The organism is Paenilisteria portnoyi (assembly GCF_014322795.1).
Taxonomy (GTDB): domain Bacteria; phylum Bacillota; class Bacilli; order Lactobacillales; family Listeriaceae; genus Listeria_A; species Listeria_A portnoyi.
In genome coordinates, this window is record NZ_JAASTT010000024.1 from 40,232 (window position 1) to 61,010 (window position 20,779).

A 20,779-nucleotide genomic window follows, 5' to 3' on the forward strand; every position below is an offset into this window, starting at 1 on the left:
ATGCTATTTTGAGTGCTTGGATGACGATTTTATTTATGGTGATTGTTGGGGCATTTATCGGCGCTGCGACGAACTTTATCGCGATTCGGATGCTTTTTAGGCCGTTTGAGGCAAAATATATTGGTAAATGGCGAATTCCTTTAACGCCAGGTGTTATTCCGAAGCGTCGTGAAGAATTGACTGTGAAAATCGGTGAAGTTGTCGCGGAACATTTGTTGACGAACGAGGCGGTGCAGGCGAAGCTTTCTGAGGAAGAACTGCGCGCGGAGTTGATCGTGACGGCAAACGCGCTGGTTTGTGAGAAGTTGGCGATTGAGACGACGCCGAGGGAACTTTTGGCGCAGTGGGATATGACGGCTATTGGAGACACGGCGCATGACAAAATCGCGACGGTTTTAAAAGGACAGCTGGATCAGTTTTTTGTGAAGCGTAATGAGTTGGCGGTGAAAAATGTGTTACCGGATGTGGTGCACGATGAGTTGGCTCGAAAAATTCCGGCGATTTCGGCGCAAACATTAGAGAAGATTGGGATATTTACGGCGAGTGATGCTGGTAAACTTCAGATTAAGGCGATGATTGAGCGGATTTTGGCGGAACGTGGGAAAATTGGCGGTATGGTCGGGCTTTTCTTGAATAATGATACCTTTGTGACTCGGATGCAAAAAGAGGTCGTGAAATTTATCGGAAAGCCGGAGACCGAGGCTGTTTTAGAGGCATTGATCGTATCGGAATGGCAGCAGTTTTCGGAGCGTGCTTTGGTGGATGTGATGCCGCTTGAGAAGCAGGAGCAGTTTTCCGAGCAGTTGATTGCGGAGATTATGCGAACGGTGCAACTAGAGAAGTGGATGGATACGCCGGTTCAGGATTGGGTTCGTCCTTATGAGCAGGATATTTTGGATAAAGTGGTGCCTTTTTTGGTGGATGCGGTGTTGCAGTTTGCGAGTGAGCATAGTGCAGAGGTAATGGAGCGTCTGGAAATTGGGAAGATGGTGCAGCATCAGATTGAAGCTTTTTCGTTAGGTGAGATGGAACAGATTGTGCTTGATATTTCTGGGAAAGAGCTGAAAATGATTACGTATTTAGGCGGTTTTTTAGGAGGATTTATCGGGATACTTCAAGGGATTATTGCTATTTGGTTTTAATCTTTGCCCTTGTCCGCGAAATTTGATATAGTGGGGAAGGAAGAAAATTTCGTATATATGGAGGAACATAAAATGACTATCAATATTTATGACATTGCGAATGACTTAGAACGTGGTATTCGTGAAACAGAACAATTTACGAACTTGAAGCAAGCGTATGCGGATGTGAATGCTGACGCTGAGGCGAAAGTGAAATTCGACCGTTTCCGTGAAGTGCAAGTAACGATTCAAGAGAAACAAATGAGTGGTCAAGAAATCGATGATGAAACGATTGATTTGGCGCAAGAAGTTGCTGAAGAAGTACAAAGTAACGCGGCAATTACGAACTTGATGGAAAAAGAGCAAGCGATGAGTTTGATTATCAATGACTTAAACCGCATCATCATGACTCCGTTACAAGAATTATATGATGTAAAAGAAAAATAAGAGTGAGGAAAACGCCGTATGAAAGCTACCAATTAGTGGCTTTTGTACGGCGTTTTTTATTTCTGCAAGATTTCAGCGGCTTTCAGGGCAGCTGGTGTCGCATTTTTGTCTGTGAGTAAATTCATTGGCACCCATTGATAACTAAGCATTTTCGTCGGTTCAACTTGGAAAATGAGCGGAACGGCTTTTTCAGCTGAAAAATCAACGCTCATGTAGAAAAGAGCTGTAATGTGTTGCAAAATCCGTTTATCAAGAAATGGATAGCCAACAAGGAAATCGTAGACGCCGAGGTTGGCTGTGATATCAGGTTTTCCACCAATTTCGGCTATGTTTCGTTTGAGACAATCCATCAGTGTTTCGGCATCGTTTAGTTTGCCCCCAGGTAAATCCCATTTTTGCTTGTAGGGGTCCTTTTCTCGTTGTATCATGAGTAGTTTTCCGTTATCTTCTGCGACGCCATATACGCCAAAACTTCGGTGCCAATTGCCCATTGTTCTTACCTCCTGTGATGTTATTATGTTTAGAATAGCATGTTTTCTTTATAAATGGGAGGTTTTTTAGAAAAATTATCAAATTTTAAGTGGGAATTCATTGTGTGATAAGGGGTTTCAAGGTATAATAGAACATATATTCGTAATTTAGGAGGGCTACAATGAAAGAGATACGATTTGTACATATGGCAGATTTACACTTGGATAGCCCGTTTTTAGGCTTGAAGCAGTTGCCAGATGCGGTTTTTAGGCAGTTAAAGGATAGTACGTTTGTGTCGTTTACTAAGGCTGTGGATGTGGCGATGGAAGAGAAGGTTGATTTTGTGATTATCGCTGGAGATATATATGATGAGGAAGATCAGAGTATTAAGGCGCAGGCTCGATTTTATCGGGAAATGGGGCGTCTTAAGCAGAGTGGGATTCCAGTTTATATGATACATGGAAATCATGATTATGTCGCGAAATATCAGGATCGCTTGCAATTGCCTGATAATGTGACGGTTTTTGATACGGAATTGGAATGTCATACGTTTCTTAGTACGCTGGGGTATAAGGTGAATTTGTATGGATTTAGTTACGGAGAGCGGCATATTCGTGAAGCGGTTTATGTGAGGTATGAGCGTGAAGGTGAAGCTGATTTCCATATTGGTTTGTTACATGGTTCGGAAATGACGGGAAATCCAGTGCAGGATGTGTATGCGCCGTTTCGAGTGAATGATATGAAACAGATGGATTATTGGGCGTTGGGTCATATTCATATGCGGCAGGTTTTATTGGAGGAACCGATGATTTATTTCCCGGGAAATATTCAGGGGAGACATCGTAAGGAAACTGGTGAGAAAGGTGTGACGCTTGTTTCGTTGCGTGAAACGGGAGCGGAGTTGACGTTTGTTGATACGGCGCCGATTATTTGGGAAGAGAAGACATTGGAGATTCAGACGGAGGTTGATTTTTCGGGACTTTTTCAGTTGTTGATGCAAGCGGTGAAAGAGGCTAGGCGACCGGATAAGGCAGTTTTATTATCGTTGGTTGTAAGATCGGAAGTTGCGCTTAGTAGTGATGTGAAGCAGCGAATGGACGGTGGTGAATGGCTGGATATGTTGCAGGAGCTTTGGATGGATGAGCCTAATTTTGTTTGGGTGATGCGTGTGAGTTATGAAGTGGCGAAGCTGGATACAGATTGGTTAGCTACATCGGGGCTTCTGAATGAATGGGAGCTAGCGAAAGAGGATTTGAAGCAGGAGAGTGCATTTTATCAGGCTACAGAGAGTTTATTTTCGAACGGGGCGACAAATCGATTTTTGGAGGATTTTGGAGAAACGGATCGAGAAAGGCTTGTGGAGGAATCGGCAAGTTTACTTGAAAATATGTTGGAACAGTTAAAGGGTGACATCAAATGAAGATTAGTGCATTGGAAATTATCGGATATGGTAAATGGGAAGGTAAGAAAATAGAAGGATTGCAGGATTTTCAATTGTTTTTCGGAGCGAATGAAGCTGGGAAGTCGACAATTATGGCTTTTATTCATAGTATTTTATTTGGTTTTCCGACGAAACAGCAGAGTTTACCGCGAATGGAGCCGAAGAATAAAGGGGCGTATGGTGGGAAACTTGTGCTGGAGGATACGATATTTGGCCGGGTGACGGTAGAGCGATTGCGTGGGAAGGCGACGGGTGACGTCACAGTATATTTTGAGGATGGCTCGACTGGCACTGAGGCTTATTTGGAGCAGATGCTTGGTGGGATGGACCGAACGCGCTATCAGTCTATTTTTTCGTTTGATATTCACGGGTTGCAAAATGTGCAGAATTTGAAGGAAGTGGATTTTGAGCGGTATTTATTGGCAACGGGGACGATTGGTTCAGATGTGTTGATTCGAGCGGAGGAGCGGTTGCAGAAGCGTTTGGATGAACTTTTTAAGCCGAGTGGGAAAAATCCGAAGTTGAATCAGCAGCTGTTGAAGGTGAAGCAGGCGTTTGTGACATACCAGGACGGAAAGCGAAATAATCAGCAGTATTTGCGTATTGTGGAGGAGCTGGAAGAGGCGCAGGCTGGTGTTTCGCGGACGTATACAGAGCGACAGGCGTTAAGAATGGAGATTGATCAGGAGGAAGCGTTGCTCAAAGTTTGGCCGGTCTATGAGGAATGGCAGTTTTTGCGGAAGCAGATGGAGCAGTTGGGCGATCTGGATTTTCCAGCGAATGGGATAGTGCGATTGGAGCATTTGGAGGCGCGGGAGAAGGAGTTGAACGCGCAGCTTATTCAGTGGCAGGAACGATTGGTGCAACTTGTGGAGCGGCAGCGGACGAATGATTTGTGGAGTGAGTCGGATGCGGAGAAAATGGATGGCTTGCTTGAGACGTGGCCGCTTTTTCAGGAATGGCAGAGGCGTGCTGGCGAGTTAGAGCAGGATATTCGTTATTTGGATCAGAAGGAGGCGCAACAATTTACTTCGTTGGAAGCGGTGAAAGTGATTCCGGAGGACGAGGATATTTTGGCGATGCGCTTGGATGTTTCGGTGGAGCATAATTTGACTGGTTTACAGCAGGAGTCCGAGCAGAATCGGGTGCAGATTGCGGAATTGGAACAGCAGCAGGTATGGAAGCAACATGAGTTGGAGCAACTTCAGAAGCAATGTGAGGATTTGGAGCAGGGTTTGTGGTCTTCGGCAAAATTTCAACAGGTGCAACAACAGTTGGAGCGGCGTGAAACGAGAAAACGAACGGTGTTACCTGTCCCAGTGATTGGCTTTGCTTTGTTGTTTTTGCTGAGCTTGATTTTGGCGGGTGTGTTGCAGTGGGTTATTTTGTATGGTGTCGGGGTGCTATTTTTTGTTGGGATGGTATTTTCTTGGCTTGGATTTATACGGAAGCAAGATGGGAAAGCGTCTTATGATCCAGCGGAATATGGTGCTTTTATGGAGCAGAAGCAGGCGAGAGCGGCACTTAAGAAATGTTATGATGGGATGGATAACTTGGCGCTACAGGTGGAGCAGAATGAGCGACGTTTGAGAGAATTGCGGGTTGTGGATGCGGATTTGGATGCTAAATGGCAGGCGTATCGTGAGCTGTTTTTCTTACCTAGTGATTTTTCTGGGAAGCGGTTGGAGAGCATTTTGTTTGTGTGGCGGGAGGTTAAGCAAGGGATTGAGAACAAGAGAAAGGCTGCGAAAGATGTGCAGGTACTCCGCGGGAAAGTGGTGGAATGGGAGTCAAAACTAGAGGAATTGGTGCAGCAATTGAATCTGGAATCGTTGCCTGTGGATGAACAAGTGATGTTTCTGAAAACGAAGCGGAAGGCTCGGAAATCGTTTGTAGCCGAGATTGCGAAGTCGCAGGAGAAAGAGGAACAATTGCGGAATCAGATTGCTATTTTGGAGCGGGAAAAGGCTTCGATAGCACTTGATAAGTCGGAATTGTTGAAAGCAGCGAATGTGAAGAATGAGGAATTTTTCCGGCAGAAGGGGTTGCAGGTGGAGCAGCAGTGGAAATGGCAGGAACGGGCCGTGTTGCTTCGGGCGCAGATTACGGATTCGCATTTGGAGAGCTTTTCGGGGATTCAGCAGGAGAGTGAGATTAGTGCTCAGGTGTTGGAGCGTAAGGACCGGTTACGGGTGTTGGATACGGATTTGGATCGTTATCGCAAGGTGATTGCGGAGAAGGAATTGGCGCGTGAGACGCTTGAGGACGGGCAAAGTTTCTCGGATCGAATGCAGTATTTTTATTCGGAGCAGGAGTCTTTTCAGGATTTGGCGAAGGAATGGATGCGTGTGAAGTTGGCCAAGGAAATGGTTGGTCAGATTATGCGTAAGTTGCAGGAGGAGAAGTTGCCGAAAGTGTTGACGCGTGCGACGCATTTCTTTGATGTGCTTTCGATGGGAAACTATAAATTGGTTCGGTTCTCGGAGAATAGGCTACAGGTGGAACGGTATGATGGGGTGCGTTTTTTCCCAGAGGAGTTGAGTCAGGCGACGAAGGAACAGCTGTATTTGGCGATTCGTTTTGCGGTGATTCAGATGCTGCATGGGGAATTACGATTGCCGATTATTATTGATGATAGTTTTGTGAATTTTGATGAGGATCGTTTGGAAGAAATTATGGTATTATTGCAGGAGATACGGCGGGATAATCAGGTGATATTTTTTACGTGTCATAAACCGCTTAGTAAATATTTTTCCAAGGAAGAGCAACACATGCTATACTAAAGGGGTAAAGTAGAGGCGAAAATGGAATCGGAGAAAGTAGGCGATCTGAAGATGGATAAGAAATTACTGGATTATGAAGTTGGAGAAGGGCTTGATTTGTTTCTATTAATAAAATCGAGTACGAAGGGAATCGCGAGCAATGGTAAGCCTTTTTTATCGTTAGTTTTACAGGATAAATCGGGGGAATTAGAAGCGAAACTGTGGGATATATCGGACAGTGATGAGGAGAATTATGCGAGCCAAAATATCGTGAATATTGTTGGGGAAGTGCAGAATTATCGTGGTAGAAAGCAGTTGAAAATTCGCCAAATTAGGCAGTCATCAGGTCTTGATGGTGTGAGTATTGGGCAGTTTATGGAGACGGCGCCAATTGACAAGGCGGAGATGAGTGAAGAAGTAACGAAGTATATTTTTGAAATGCAAAATCCGAATTTACAGCGGATTACGCGCGCGCTTTTGAAGAAGTATCAAGATGATTTCTTTGATTATCCGGCGGCTGTAAGGCATCACCATGAATTTGTTTCGGGACTTAGTTTTCACGTGGTATCGATGTTACGCTTGGCGAAATCGATTGCGGATTTGTATCCGACGGTGAATCGTGATTTATTGTATGCTGGTGTGATTTTGCATGATCTGGGGAAAGTGATTGAGCTTTCTGGACCAATTTCTACTACATACACACTGGAAGGGAATTTGATTGGTCATATTTCGATTGTGGTAGAAGAAGTGAGCAAGATGGCGGATGAGTTAGGAATTGAAGGTGAGGAAGTTGTGATATTGAAGCACGTTCTTTTGAGTCATCATGGGAAAGGTGAGTGGGGAAGTCCTAAACCACCACTTGTGAGAGAAGCCGAGATTTTGCATCAGATTGATTTGATGGATGCGTCGATGAATATGATGGATAAGGCGTTGCGTCACACGAAACCAGGGGAATTTTCAGAGCGGGTGTTTGGATTGGATAATAGGTCGTTTTATAATCCGAACTTTTGAATGGAAACGTTGAGATAATTGGTTTAACCTCGGCATACAAATATTTAAAATAAGACAAGTCATGCGTATAAAATTAGCTTTTCAGCTGTTTTTATACGCATGACTTATTTTTATAATTTTCCAGTGATAAACTGCGCTTCGCCTAAACCGAAACTCCAGTCTGCATCTTCATTCTCCGTAATCGAAATCATCAAATCGGTTGATGGAATCCCGCAAATAGAAGCGAGTCGTTCTGCCGTCAGTGCGTATAATCGTTGTTTTTGTCCTGCGGTACGCTTCTTGCTCACAATACTTAATAGTACAAATTTTTCTGTTCGCTCGTATCCAAGTCCTGTATCCTCCATGATCATTTCGTACGGTTCATGTTGGTGGACTACTTGATAGCGGTCACTCGCAGGTACGTCGAACGCTTCTACCATCGCATCATGCGCGGTATCTAGCAATTTTTTTACGTCCGCGGCATCGCGTCCTTTAATTAAATCAAATCGTAATAATGGCATTTTAAAATCTCCTCATTCTATTATTTGGTCGCGATTTGGATATTATGTTCTTCACAAAAAGCAGTGTATTCTTCTGAAAGTGGTTGCGCGGTAACGATTGTACTTACATCCTCCAGTGGGCAATAAGTAAGCAATGTGGACTTATCGTATTTGGATTGATCAGCGAGTAAAAAGATGTCTTCAGTTTTGCTCACAATTCGCTTTTTAATCTCATATTCGAGCAGGTCCGAGTTTGTTAGACCGTGTGAAATCGAGACCCCAGTTGCTGCCATGAAAGCTTTATTCACGTTGTATTTATCAATCGTATTAGAGTCGTCCATGCCAACAAATGACTTGGTTTTGCGCTTGTAGTTGTTACCGATAATGATCAAATTAATATTTTCCAGGGTCGCGGCAGCGTTGATAATATCCAGGCTATTCGTCAGCAATGTGACCTTGATTCCTTTTGGCAAAAATTCGATGATGTTGCGTGTCGTTGTACCGGAATCGATGAAAATGATTTCGTCTTCTTCTATATACTTGGCAGCAATTTCTCCGATGATTTGTTTCTCTTCTTGGTTAGAATGATCGCGATTCTCAAAAGGAATCAAACGGTCGGATGTTGTAGTGACGCCACCGTACACTTTTTGAATGGTGCCTTTTTCGCGGATCTTATTAATATCGCGACGAATTGTATTCTTGGAGACGTTGAAGTGCTCACATAATTCGTCTAGGGACGCCGTGCCTTTTTCTTGAATAAACTCTTCCACTAATTGGAGTCTTTTTTCCTTCATTTGTCATTCTCCTATCCGGTTGGTAACTTGGTTAAATTTTAACACATATTCAAAAGTTAATCAACATGTAACAATAATATGCGTTTTTTGATGTCTTTCCTTGGTTTTATAAGGAATATTGGTTATCTTTTGATAGGGAAACGCAAATTCATGGTTGACATTTACTCATCGTCAGTATAGAATATAATCAAGATGTAACCAAGAGATGACTTCTAAACGGTTATCTTTCGGTCGAATTAGCTCATCTTTTACGATTGGAATTATGAAAGCGTTTATATATGAAGGAGGAAATGGAATGGCAGAGGTTAGAAAGCTGAAAAACTTTATAAATGGGGAATGGGTAGCGAGCAAGACGAAAGTTTATGAGGATGTGTATAATCCGGCGACAAAGGAAGTTGTGGCGCAAGTACCGATTTCGACGCGTGAGGATTTTGATTATGCGGCGCAAGTAGCGGCAACTGCTTTTGAAAAATGGCGGAATATTGCGGTTCCTCGCCGAGCTCGGATTTTATTTAATTATCAGCAGTTGTTACTCCAAAATAAAGAAGAGTTGGCACGGCTGATTACGCTTGAAAATGGGAAGAATTTGACGGAGTCGCTTGGTGAAGTGCAACGTGGCATTGAGAATGTGGAGTTCGCAGCTGGTGCACCGACACTTATGATGGGAGATTCGCTGGCATCGATTGCAACGGATGTGGAAGCAACGAATTACCGTTATCCGATTGGTGTTGTTGGTGGGATTGCGCCGTTTAACTTCCCGATGATGGTGCCATGTTGGATGTTCCCAATGGCGATCGCGGTCGGCAATACGTTTATTTTGAAGCCTTCGGAACGAACGCCTTTATTAACCGAAAAAATTGTGGAGTTATTTACAGAAGCGGGACTTCCAGACGGCGTATTCAATGTTGTTTACGGTGCACATGACGTGGTGAATGGTATTTTGGAACATCCTGAAATTAAAGCGGTTTCGTTTGTTGGATCTAAACCAGTTGGTGAGTACGTTTTTAAAAAAGGAAGCGAGAACTTGAAGCGGGTGCAGGCTTTGACGGGTGCGAAAAATCATACAATCGTGCTTGCGGATGCGAACATGGATGATGCGCTTACGAACATTATCGCGGCGGCTTTTGGTTCTGCGGGCGAGCGGTGCATGGCATGTGCGGTCGTGACGGTGGAAGAATCGATTGCGGATGAGTTTATCGCTAAGTTAAAGGAACGTGCGAGTCAAATCAAGATTGGTAACGGCCTCGATGATGGTGTTTTCTTAGGCCCAGTGATTCGTGCGGAGAATAAACAACGGACGCTTGATTATATCGAAAAAGGAATCGCGGAAGGTGCGAATCTGGTATATGATGGCAGAAGTGATGCGCTTGATAATGGTTATTTTGTGGGACCAACGATTTTTGACGATGTGACAACCGATATGACGATTTGGAAGGATGAGATTTTCGCGCCGGTTCTATCGATTATTCGGGTCAAAAACTTGAAAGAAGGAATCGCGATTGCGAATGAATCGGAGTTTGCGAATGGGGCTTGTCTATTTTCGACAAATGCTTCGGCGATTCGGTACTTCCGTGAGAACATCGATGCTGGAATGCTTGGCGTGAACCTTGGTGTGCCTGCTCCGATGGCTTTCTTCCCATTCTCTGGTTGGAAATCTTCTTTCTTTGGAACGCTGCATGCGAACGGTAAAGATAGTGTAGATTTTTATACTCGTAAAAAAGTGGTAACCGCGCGTTATCCAAAACCGAATTTTGATGAATAGGGAGATGTGATCGAGGATGGTAAAATTACTTCGGAAACCAGAAACTGCGAATAAAGTCGTGCAAGATGTGGCGATTGGTGGAGATTCTCCGCTAAAATATGTCGGCTTTAAAATGATTGATTTAGCGCAGGGTGAGACGTATGAGGAGTCGCTTGGGAAATTGGAAGTTTGTGTTGTAGCGCTCACTGGAAGAATAACGGTGACGGATCATGACGCGACTTTTGCGAATATTGGGCGTCGATCAAGTGTTTTTGAGCAGGTACCGACGGATAGTGTTTATATCTCCAATGATCGAGCGTTTCGAGTGACGGGGGAATCGGATGTGGCGCGTGTGGCACTGTGCTATGCGCCATCAGAAAAGCAATTGCCGACAACTTTGATTCCTGCGGAGGCAAATTCGACCGAACAGCGCGGAAAATATAATAATAAGCGGACGGTGCATAATATTTTGCCTGATTCGGTGACGACAGCGAATAGTTTGTTGGTCGTGGAAGTGTATACGGAAGGCGGCAACTGGTCGAGCTACCCACCGCATAAGCACGATCAGAATAATTTGCCGGCGGAGTCATTTTTGGAGGAGTCGTATTATCATGAGATGAATCCGCCGCAAGGTTTTGTTTTTCAACGGGTTTATACAGATGATCGATCGATTGATGAGACGATGACGGTGGAAAATCGCAATGTGGTGCTTGTTCCGGCGGGGTATCATCCAGTTGGTGTGCCCGATGGCTATACTTCTTATTATTTAAATGTGATGGCGGGACCTGTGCGGACATGGAATTTCCACAATGATCCGGCGCATGAATGGATTTTAGATCGAAAATGAGGAGGAGAAACGTGAGATGAAATATCAATTTGATGATTCGAAAAAATATGATGTTATCGCAGTGGGGCGTGCTTGTATCGACTTGAACGCGGTAGAGTATAATCGTCCGATGGAAGAAACGATGACTTTTTCTAAATATGTGGGTGGATCGCCTGCGAATATCGCGATTGGGACGGCGAAATTAGGCTTGAAAGTTGGTTTTGTCGGCAAAATTCCAGATGATCAACATGGCCGTTTTATTGAACAATATATGCGAAATGTCGGTGTGGATACGTCAGAAATGATCGTGGATAAGGATGGACATAAGACGGGGCTTGCGTTTACGGAGATTAAGAGTCCAGATGAGTGTAGCATTTTAATGTATCGCGATCAGGTAGCCGATTTATATTTGCAACCAGATGAGATCAATGAAGATTATATCAAAAATACAAAAGCGCTCGTGATTTCAGGTACGGCGTTGTCGCAAAGTCCTTCTCGTGAAGCAATTTTGAAAACGGTTCAATTGGCGCGTCAGCACGATGTGAAAATTGTTTTTGAATTGGATTATCGTCCTTATACGTGGAAAACAACGGAAGAAACGGCGGTTTATTATCAGCTGGTTGCTGAGCAGGCGAATATCGTTATTGGAACGCGCGATGAATTTGATATGTTAGAAAATCATGTTGGTGGTGAAAACGCGGCCACCGTGACGGCGCTATTTGAGCATACGCCAGAGTTGATCGTGATTAAACACGGTGTGGAAGGTTCATACGCCTACACGAAATCAGGCGAAACGTTCCGCGGCAAGGCTTACATGACGAAGGTTTTGAAAACATTTGGTGCGGGAGATTCCTATGCTTCGGCGTTCCTGTACGCGCTCATCACTGGAGAGTCGATTGAAACAGCGCTGAAATTTGGAAGTGCTTCGGCTTCGATCGTGGTTAGTAAACATAGTTCATCTGAGGCGATGCCAAGTGTTTCGGAGATTGAAGATTTGATTGCGGCACAAGTTTAAAAAAAGAGGTGGAAGATAAAATGGGAACGATTCGCCTAACAACGGCACAAGCTTTAATAAAATTTATCAATCAGCAGTATGTCGCGATTGACGGCAAAATTACGCCATACGTCGAAGGGTTATTTCAAGTTTTTGGACATGGGAATGTGGTCGGAATCGGCCAGGCATTGGAAGAAGATCCAGGTCATTTGAAAGTGATCCAAGGAAAAAATGAGCAAGGAATGACGCATGCAGCGATCGCTTTTGCGAAACAAAACTTGCGGAAAAAGATCTTCGCCATCTCCACATCGGCAGGTCCTGGATCGGCGAATCTAGTGGCGGCGGCTGGGACGGCATTTGCGAATAATATTCCCGTATTGCTTTTACCAGCGGATACATTTGCGACGCGACAACCGGATCCAGTTCTGCAACAATTGGAACAGGATTATAGTGCAGCGGTGACAACGAATGACGCGCTGAAGCCAGTTTCTCGGTATTGGGATCGGGTGACGCGTCCCGAACAGTTGATGAGCAGTTTGTTACGCGCTTTTGAAGTGATGACGAACCCGGCAACATCAGGTCCTGCAACGGTTTGTATTTGTCAGGATACGGAAGGCGAGGCGTACAATTTTGATGAAGCGTTTTTTGAAAAGCGGATTCATTATATCGATCGCAAAGCACCGACGGAACGGGAACTTGTTGGGGCGCTGGAACGGATCAAGGAAAGTGAACGACCTGTGATCATTGTTGGCGGAGGCGCGCGTTATTCGGAAGCTCGTGAGGTATTGATCGCTATTTCGGAAAAATATAATATCCCGCTAGTGGAGACGCATGCTGGGAAATCAACGGTAGAATTTCAATTCAAAAATAACCTAGGCGGGACGGGAATCCTCGGTACAAGTGCTGCCAACTCGGTGATTCGAAACGCAGATTTGGTGATTGGAATCGGCACACGATATACGGATTTCACGACATCGTCAAAAACGGCTTTTAATTGGGATAAAACACGCTTTTTGAACATCAATGTGAGCCGCCCGCAAGCGTATAAATTAGATGCTTTCCAAGTGGTGGCGGATGCAAGAGTGACACTCGAACTTCTTGCTGAACGACTCGGTAATTATGAAACAGCGTATGGCTCGGAATTGGCAACTTTGAAAGCAACTTGGCTTGTTGAGCGCGATCGCCTTGCTAATGTAACGTTTAAGCGTGATAATTTTGATCCAGAAATTAAGAATCAATTCTCACAAGAAGTTTTAAATGAATATTCGGATGCGCTAAATACGGAATTATCGCAAACGGCAGCGTTCCTTGCAATTAATGATACAGTTGCCGAAGATAGCATCGTAGTTGGGGCGGCTGGCTCTTTACCTGGTGACTTGCAACGACTCTGGAACCCACTCGTTCCAAACACGTACCATTTAGAATACGGATATTCGTGCATGGGGTATGAAATTTCCGGTTCACTTGGTGCCAAACTCGCTGCGCCAGAACAAGAAGTATATGCGATGGCGGGTGACGGCAGTTTCCTAATGCTTCATTCCGAGCTTATCACGGCACTGCAATATAACCACAAAATCAACATTTTGCTGTTCGATAACTCTGGTTTTGGCTGTATTAATAATCTGCAAATGGAGCACGGCAGCGATAGTTATTTCTGTGAATTTAGAACGGCGGATAACCAGATTATGAATATCGATTACGCTAAAGTAGCAGAAGGTTATGGCGCGAAAACTTACCGTGCTAACACAATTCCTGAGTTAAAAGCGGCACTTGAGGATGCTAAAAAGCAAACGGTTTCCACGCTGATCGAAATGAAAGTCCTACCGAAAACGATGTCAGATGGCTATGATGCTTGGTGGCACGTTGGCGTTTCAGAAGTTTCCACGAAAGATAGTATTCAAAAAGCGCATGAAGCTATAGAAAAGAAATTGGAGAAAGCTAAAAAATACTAATACCATAGGGGGTATTTGCTCATGATTACATGGGGAATCGCGCCGATCGGCTGGCGCAACGATGATATACCGGAAATTGGAGCAGGAAACACGTTGCAGCATCTACTGAGTGATATCGTAGTCGCTGGTTTTGAAGGCACGGAAGTTGGCGGTTTTTTCCCAGAAGCGGACGTTCTAAATAAAGAGCTCGCGCTTCGGAATTTGAGAATCGCCGGGCAATGGTTTAGCAGTTTTATCATTCGTGATGGTGTCGATTCGGCAAAAAAAGCGTTTACGGAGCACTGTGCTTACTTGAAAAAAGTGAACGCAAATGTCGCGGTTGTATCGGAACAAACGTACAGTATTCAAGGATTAACGAAGAACGTTTTCACGGAAAAACCACATTTCACCGAACAAGAATGGGCGCAATTATGCGAGGGACTCAATGAACTTGGTACGATTGCTGATGCGCATGATTTGAAACTGGTTTACCATCATCATTTAGGAACTGGTGTCGAGACGCTTGCAGAAGTGGATCAACTGATGGCTGGTACGGATCCCGCGCGCGTTCATTTGCTTTACGATACAGGTCATATTTTCGTCGCGGAAGGCGATTACATGGCGCTGCTTGAAAAACATATCGATAGAATCGCACACGTTCATTTTAAAGATGTAAGAAAAGACGTGATGGTTGCGTGTAAACAAGAAGGGCTCTCCTTTTTGCAGTCGTTTTTAAAAGGCATGTTCACCGTACCTGGCGATGGTTGTATTGATTTTGTTGAAGTATATAATCGCTTGCAAAAATTTGGATATAGCGGCTGGATCGTCATTGAAGCAGAGCAAGATCCCGCTGTTGCCAATCCTTTGGAGTACGCCTTAATTGCTAGGAAATACATTGATGAGAACTTGCTACAAGCAAAAATAGGGGAGCGATCGATATGAAAAGTCCAGAACAAGCGGGTCCAGAAGTAGCTTTGGAACAGGCGCCAGCGAATAAACGAACGCCGAAAGCTTACTTGCGACTAATCACAATTATTTCAACATTTGGTGGTTTGTTATTTGGTTACGATACAGGTGTTATAAACGGAGCGCTTCCCTACATGTCAAAAGCAGGTCAACTGAATTTATCGCCTGCCGGAGAAGGTATTGTGGCGAGTTCCCTCCTATTTGGAGCTGCATTTGGTGCCATATTTGGAGGTAGATTATCCGATCGGAGTGGTCGTAGACGAAATATCATGACGCTGGCGATTATCTTCTTCGTCGCAACACTTGGTTGTACGTTTGCGCCGAATATGGGTGTCATGGTCATTTTCCGTGTGTTACTTGGGCTTGCAGTCGGCGGAGCTTCGGTAACTGTACCAACATACTTAGCAGAAATGTCCCCCGCGCATAGACGTGGGCGGATGGTAACGCAAAATGAATTAATGATTGTAACCGGTCAATTGCTTGCCTTCACGTTTAATGCCATCATTGGAACCACGCTTGGTGAAGATGGCAACGTATGGCGTTACATGCTTGTGATTGCAACGATTCCAGCCGTTATTCTGTGGTTCGGAATGCTGATCTTACCAGAAAGTCCACGTTGGCTAGCTTCCAAAGGTAAAATTGGCGATGCCTTGCGCGTGTTACAACAAATTCGAGAAGAAAATGAGGCGAATAAAGAGTTAACAGAAATCAAAGATAACATCGCCGCTGAAAAAGAAATTCAAAAAGCGACATTCAAAGATTTGAGCGTCCCTTGGGTGAGGCGAATCGTCTTTATCGGAGTCGGAATCGCGATTGTCCAGCAAATTACGGGCGTCAACTCGATCATGTACTACGGCACTGAAATTTTGCGAGATGCAGGGTTTGGGACCGAGGCAGCGCTGATTGGGAACATTGCGAATGGCGTCATATCTGTGGCCGCGACCTTCCTCGGCATTTACTTGCTTGGAAAAGTAGGACGGCGACCGATGCTAATCACAGGACTTATAGGCACGACTTGCGCGCTACTCCTAATTGGAATTTTGTCGATGTTGCTACAAGGAACCGAAGCGCTACCATACGTAGTTCTAAGCTTGACGGTCACATTCCTTGCGTTCCAACAAGGCGCGATTTCACCAGTAACGTGGCTAATGCTGTCCGAAATTTTCCCGCAACGATTACGCGGAATAGGCATGGGAACAACCGTATTTTGCTTATGGATTACGAATTTTCTCGTTGGTTTTTCATTCCCTATTTTACTGGCAAACGTTGGCCTATCCGTCACATTCTTCATGTTTGCAGTACTCGGCGTTTTTGCGATTCTTTTCGTTAAAAAATACTTACCAGAAACAAAAGGTCATTCTTTAGAACAGATCGAATATTATTTCCGGAACTATATTAAATTCAAGTAAATGAAAGCGCTATAAACCTATGAATTGGAGGAATAAATGATGAATTTACGATTTGGAGTTATTGGAACAGGTGCCATTGGACGCGAACATATTAAACGGATTAGCCACACGCTAGCAGGTGCTGAGGTCGTTGCTGTAACCGATGTCAACCAAGCTGCCGCACAACAAGCCGTTGAAAATTTTAACTTAAATGCCAAAGTATATCCAGATGATAAAGCGCTAATCGCGGCTGAAGATGTCGATGCGATCCTCGTTTCTAGTTGGGGACCAGCGCACGAAGAGAGCGTACTTGCGGGCATCGAAGCAGGGAAATACATTTTCTGTGAAAAACCGCTAGCAACAACAGCAGAAGGCGCACGCCGTATTGTCGACGCGGAAATGAAACACGGAAAACGCTTGGTGCAAGTGGGTTTTATGCGCCGATACGATCATGGTTACGTCAAATTGAAAGAAGCGATTGACGCGAACGAAATCGGTGAGCCGCTAATGATTCGCTGTGCCCATCGAAATCCTACTGTGCCAGAAACCTATTCAACCGATATGGCCGTGACGGACACGCTGATTCATGAAATCGATGTTTTACATTGGCTTGTAAATGATGACTATGCCAGCGTTCAAGTCGTGTATCCGAAGAAAACCAAACATGCGCTACCGCACTTACGCGATCCACAAATTATGATTATTGAAACAAAAGGCGGCATCTCGATTACTGTGGAAGTTTTCGTGAATTGCCAATACGGTTACGACATTCAGTGTGAAGTGATCGGCGAAGAAGGCATCGTGAAATTACCTGAGTTCTCCAACATCATCACTCGCAAAAGTGGCAAGCTGAGCCAAGACATTTTGATGGATTGGAAAGAACGATTCCTAGAAGCTTACGATATCGAAATTCAAGACTTCATTGATTCCATTCACAAAAGCGGCGCACCACAAGGTCCAACATCATGGGACGGCTATGTTGCATCTGTCACAGCCGCTGCATGCGTGAAAGCCCAAGAAACAGGGGCAACCGAATCCATCGAACTTGACGAACGACCAGCATTCTACGAAGAAAAAGGAGCGAAAAAGAATGAAGTTAGCGCTTGATCCAAGTATGTTCCGCGATAATATGACCATCGAACAAATGATTTACAAAACCGCAGAACTTGGCTATAAGTACATCGAACTGAGTCCACGAGAGGATTTCTGTCCGTTTTATAAATATCCGAAAGTCGACAAAGCAAAAATAAAACTCGTGAAAAAATGCTTGCGAGATACTGGCCTTGAAATCTCGTCCCTATTACCACTTTATAATTGGGCAGGACCAGACGAAGAACGTCGCGTCGCTGCGGTTCGCAATTGGAAACGCGCCATCGAAATCGCGGTCGAACTGGACGTTGATTTGATGAATAGCGAGTTCAGTGGCACGAAATATAACCCTGTCGTATGCGAAGAGAAGTTCGTGAAATCAATGGATGAGCTCATGCCCGTTTTCGAAAAAGAAGGCGTGCGTCTGAACTTGCAAGCCCATCCACTCGACTTCATCGAAACCAATGCTGGAGCTATCGATATGATTCGCGCCCTGGATAAAGATTGGATTAAACTCGTCTACTCAACGGCGCACACGTTCTTTTATGACGACGGCGTTGGTGATGTTGGCAAAATGCTAGACGAAGCCGGTGATCTGCTTGATCAAGTCCTGTTTGCCGATACATTTAACCACAAAGCCGCGTATGGCCTGCGCTACATTGTGAATCCACCCGATGCCGAAGTGACGATTCACCAACATCTCAACATCGGACAAGGCGAGGTCGATTTTGATACTATTTTCCGTAAAATGCGCGAGATGAAATTCGACGGAATCGCGACAAATGCTGTTTTTGCTTGGGTCGATAAAGCCGATGAATCCAGTGATTTCATGCTAAAAACGATGAAAAAAGGTCTAGGCCTTAGCTAAATAAGAAAAGAGGAGACACACGATGAAGTTATGTTTCAATGAAGCAACGACACTTGAAAACTCTAATTTAGAAAAAGATTTAGCAATTTGTGAAGCGAATGGCTACGATTATATCGAAATTAGGAGTATGGATAAACTACCAGAGTACCTAGAGACACATAGCATTGACGAGCTCGCTGAGTATTTCAAGACACATCACATTAAACCGCTAGCTCTAAACGCACTCGTATTTTTCAACAATCGTGACGAAGCTGGTCATGCCGCAATCATTCAAGAATTTAAAGAAATGATGGCAATCTGTGATAAAATTGGCGCGAAATACGTCGTTGCAGTGCCACTAGTAACGACCGATAAAATTTTGAAAAAAGATATCAAAGCAAGTAGCGTAGCGGTACTCGAGGAATTATCCGACATTGCAAAACTACATGGAGTCAAGATTGCCGTTGAATTTGTTGGACATCCAGAGTGCACCGTCAACACATTTGAAGATGCGTATGATATCGTTCAAAGCGTCAATCGCGAAAATGTAGGTCTCGTATTTGATTCCTTCCATTTCCACGCGATGGGCTCTAATATCGAGAGCCTAAAAAACGCAGATGGCTCCAAAATCTTCATTTTTCACATCGATGACACCGAAGATTTCCAAATCGGTTTACTAACAGACGATGACCGCGTTTGGCCCGGCCACGGTGCGATAGACCTTAACGCACATATCCAAACCTTAAAAGAAATCGGCTATTCCGACGTTGTTTCCGTAGAACTTTTCAGGCCAGAGTATTACAAATTGACACCAGAAGAAACGATCCGAAAAGCAAAAGAAACCACCGTCAAAGTAGTGTCCAAATATTTCAGCATATAGCATAGAAATCCACGAGTGGCAACAAAAGCTCGTGGATTCTGTTTCAATACGAGGAGGTATAATATGTTAGTAACCCTAAACGAAGTACTTAAAAAAGCGCACAGCGAAAAATACGCAGTTGGCCAGTTCAATATCAATGGCTTATCATGGATTCACGCCATCTTAATCGCCGCCGAAAAAGAAAAAGCCCCCGTCATCATCGGCGCGTCAGATCGAATGATAGACTTTCTAGGCGGATTCCAAACGATCACATCGATGGTCAAAAATCTAATCACAGAACACAGTATCACAATCCCCGTCGTGCTCCACTTAGATCATGGAACCACCGTCGCGCGTTGCAAACAAGCGATCGATGCTGGCTTCACATCCGTCATGTTCGACGGCTCCAAATACCCGATCGCAGAAAATATTCGCCTAACCAAAGAAGTCACCGATTACGCCCACGCGCGAGGCGTTGATGTCGAAGCAGAAGTAGGCACGGTTGGCGGCAACGAAGACGGCTTAATCGGCAACATCAACTACGCCGACCTAGAAGAATGCGTCATGATCACCAAAGAAACCGGCATCGACGCACTAGCAGCAGCACTCGGTTCCGTCCACGGCAACTATCAAGGCGAACCCGTCCTAGGATTCCGAGAAATGGCCGCCATCCAAGACTCCATTCAGATCCCGCTCGTTCTCCATGGCGCATCCGGCATCCCGCCCCACCAAATCAAACGCGCCATCACGCTTGGCCACGCCAAAATCAACGTCAACACCGAGTGCAATAAATCCTGGCTCACAGCAATCCGCCAAGCACTCACCGAGAATCCAGACACACACGAACCCCAAGTCATCCTAGAACCAGGCCGCGAAGCAATCACAGCAACCGTCCAAGTAAAAATCCAGGAATTCGGCTCCACAGGAAAAGCATAGTTAATTTTTGAAACCTCCTCTGAATCTTGCTATACTAAACAAGCAATCAAAAAGCAATAGAAAAGAGGAATTAGAAATGATTCATAAAATCGGTCAAGTCATGCTTTACGTCAACGATCAAGAAGCATCAGCAAAATTTTGGACAGAAAAAGTAGGTTTTGTCATCACCTCCGAAAGCGCACCAACAGACGGAGAACGCTGGATTGAAATCGCACCAACCAACGACTCTGCAACAAAATTCGTGCTCCAAGACAAAGTAGCCGTTGCCAAAATACAACCAGAAATGAATCTAGGAACACCATCTATCCTCTTGTATGGAGAGAACCTTGATGCCATGTACGAAGATTTCAAATCAAAAGGCATCACAGTTGGCGATCTAATCGACGTCCCAAATATGGGCCGCGTCTTCAACTTTGCTGATGATGAAAATAACTATTTTGCAATCCTTCAAAAATAATACGAAACAAAAAAGCCTAGCTACTCATTGAATGTGATACACTCCCCATAAAGTAGACACTAGAAAAATAAAAATTCTAGTATTTACTTTAAGGGAGTGTTTTTTGTATGGTTAAAAATAAAAAGACATTTGAAGAACGATTATGATATGCTCCCTATAGAGTAGACAATGGAAAAAACAAAAATTCCAAATCTACTTTATAAGGGAGTTTTTTGTATG

At 44.4% G+C, this 20,779-nt stretch carries 19 protein-coding genes; 16 read left to right on the forward strand and 3 right to left on the reverse strand.

The genetic code is table 11. The features are described 5' to 3' along the window. Nucleotides 1-8 precede the first annotated feature (8 nt). Nucleotides 9-1,142 (forward strand): DUF445 domain-containing protein, encoded by a 1,134-nt coding sequence (locus tag HCJ66_RS14080; protein WP_187133713.1) that lies wholly within the window; start codon nt 9-11, stop codon nt 1,140-1,142. Nucleotides 1,143-1,214: 72 nt separating this feature from the next. Further along, the gene (locus tag HCJ66_RS14085) at nt 1,215-1,568 is read left to right on the forward strand and encodes a YlbF/YmcA family competence regulator (RefSeq protein WP_036070534.1); all 354 of its coding nucleotides are present in this window, start codon (nt 1,215-1,217) and stop codon (nt 1,566-1,568) included. Nucleotides 1,569-1,624: 56 nt separating this feature from the next. Here the strand turns inward: HCJ66_RS14085 and HCJ66_RS14090 are convergent, their stop codons facing one another. Then, entirely contained in the window at nt 1,625-2,059 is a 435-nt protein-coding gene (locus tag HCJ66_RS14090; RefSeq protein ID WP_187133714.1) for an NUDIX domain-containing protein, read from the reverse strand. 161 nt (nt 2,060-2,220) lie between these two features. Between HCJ66_RS14090 and HCJ66_RS14095 the strand changes: the two genes are divergently transcribed. From HCJ66_RS14095 to yhaM, 3 genes are read left to right on the forward strand one after another with little or no spacing between them, the layout of a single operon-like run. After that, the gene (locus HCJ66_RS14095; RefSeq protein ID WP_187133715.1) at nt 2,221-3,459 is read left to right on the forward strand and encodes a metallophosphoesterase family protein; all 1,239 of its coding nucleotides are present in this window, start codon (nt 2,221-2,223) and stop codon (nt 3,457-3,459) included. Next, nucleotides 3,456-6,263, forward strand: coding sequence for an ATP-binding protein (locus tag HCJ66_RS14100; RefSeq protein WP_187133716.1), 2,808 nt, complete (start codon nt 3,456-3,458; stop codon nt 6,261-6,263). The genes HCJ66_RS14095 and HCJ66_RS14100 overlap by 4 nt, the downstream gene beginning before the upstream one ends. 51 nt (nt 6,264-6,314) lie before the next feature. Further along, a complete protein-coding gene (gene yhaM / locus HCJ66_RS14105; RefSeq protein ID WP_187133730.1) occupies nt 6,315-7,253 on the forward strand; it encodes a 3'-5' exoribonuclease YhaM in 939 nt (312 codons plus the stop codon). Nucleotides 7,254-7,363: 110 nt separating this feature from the next. Here the strand turns inward: yhaM and HCJ66_RS14110 are convergent, their stop codons facing one another. Beyond that, nucleotides 7,364-7,753: a tautomerase family protein gene (locus HCJ66_RS14110; protein WP_187133717.1), complete on the reverse strand. Its 390-nt coding sequence runs from the start codon at nt 7,751-7,753 to the stop codon at nt 7,364-7,366. Nucleotides 7,754-7,773: 20 nt separating this feature from the next. Further along, nucleotides 7,774-8,526 (reverse strand): DeoR/GlpR family DNA-binding transcription regulator, encoded by a 753-nt coding sequence (locus HCJ66_RS14115; protein ID WP_187133718.1) that lies wholly within the window; start codon nt 8,524-8,526, stop codon nt 7,774-7,776. 295 nt (nt 8,527-8,821) lie between these two features. On the opposite strand from HCJ66_RS14115, the gene iolA reads away from it, so the two are divergent. The 11 genes from iolA to HCJ66_RS14170 all read left to right on the forward strand — a co-directional run bounded on the left by iolA (nt 8,822) and on the right by HCJ66_RS14170 (nt 20,560). Then, nucleotides 8,822-10,288, forward strand: a complete 1,467-nt coding sequence (gene iolA, locus HCJ66_RS14120) for a methylmalonate-semialdehyde dehydrogenase (protein WP_187133719.1) — start codon at nt 8,822-8,824, stop codon at nt 10,286-10,288. A 16-nt stretch (nt 10,289-10,304) separates the two neighbouring features. Further along, complete coding sequence (gene iolB / locus HCJ66_RS14125; protein WP_187133720.1) at nt 10,305-11,114, forward strand: 5-deoxy-glucuronate isomerase; 810 nt, start codon at nt 10,305-10,307, stop codon at nt 11,112-11,114. Between the two features lie 16 nt (nt 11,115-11,130). Continuing rightward, nucleotides 11,131-12,108: a 5-dehydro-2-deoxygluconokinase gene (iolC, locus tag HCJ66_RS14130; RefSeq protein WP_187133721.1), complete on the forward strand. Its 978-nt coding sequence runs from the start codon at nt 11,131-11,133 to the stop codon at nt 12,106-12,108. Between the two features lie 20 nt (nt 12,109-12,128). Beyond that, nucleotides 12,129-14,039, forward strand: coding sequence for a 3D-(3,5/4)-trihydroxycyclohexane-1,2-dione acylhydrolase (decyclizing) (gene iolD / locus HCJ66_RS14135; RefSeq protein WP_187133722.1), 1,911 nt, complete (start codon nt 12,129-12,131; stop codon nt 14,037-14,039). Between the two features lie 21 nt (nt 14,040-14,060). Continuing rightward, complete coding sequence (gene iolE, locus HCJ66_RS14140) at nt 14,061-14,960, forward strand: myo-inosose-2 dehydratase (RefSeq protein ID WP_187133723.1); 900 nt, start codon at nt 14,061-14,063, stop codon at nt 14,958-14,960. Next, complete coding sequence (locus HCJ66_RS14145) at nt 14,957-16,393, forward strand: sugar porter family MFS transporter (protein ID WP_187133724.1); 1,437 nt, start codon at nt 14,957-14,959, stop codon at nt 16,391-16,393. The genes iolE and HCJ66_RS14145 overlap by 4 nt, the downstream gene beginning before the upstream one ends. Before the next feature lie 39 nt (nt 16,394-16,432). After that, the gene (gene iolG, locus HCJ66_RS14150; RefSeq protein WP_187133731.1) at nt 16,433-17,479 is read left to right on the forward strand and encodes a bifunctional inositol 2-dehydrogenase/D-chiro-inositol 1-dehydrogenase; all 1,047 of its coding nucleotides are present in this window, start codon (nt 16,433-16,435) and stop codon (nt 17,477-17,479) included. Then, entirely contained in the window at nt 17,463-18,329 is an 867-nt protein-coding gene (locus tag HCJ66_RS14155) for a sugar phosphate isomerase/epimerase family protein (protein WP_036059363.1), read from the forward strand. The genes iolG and HCJ66_RS14155 overlap by 17 nt, the downstream gene beginning before the upstream one ends. 22 nt (nt 18,330-18,351) lie before the next feature. Next, the gene (gene iolI, locus HCJ66_RS14160; RefSeq protein WP_187133725.1) at nt 18,352-19,188 is read left to right on the forward strand and encodes a 2-keto-myo-inositol isomerase; all 837 of its coding nucleotides are present in this window, start codon (nt 18,352-18,354) and stop codon (nt 19,186-19,188) included. Nucleotides 19,189-19,251: 63 nt separating this feature from the next. Then, complete coding sequence (gene fba, locus HCJ66_RS14165; protein ID WP_187133726.1) at nt 19,252-20,103, forward strand: class II fructose-1,6-bisphosphate aldolase; 852 nt, start codon at nt 19,252-19,254, stop codon at nt 20,101-20,103. A gap of 76 nt (nt 20,104-20,179) precedes the next feature. Beyond that, nucleotides 20,180-20,560, forward strand: a complete 381-nt coding sequence (locus HCJ66_RS14170; protein ID WP_187133727.1) for a VOC family protein — start codon at nt 20,180-20,182, stop codon at nt 20,558-20,560. Nucleotides 20,561-20,779: the final 219 nt, after the last annotated feature.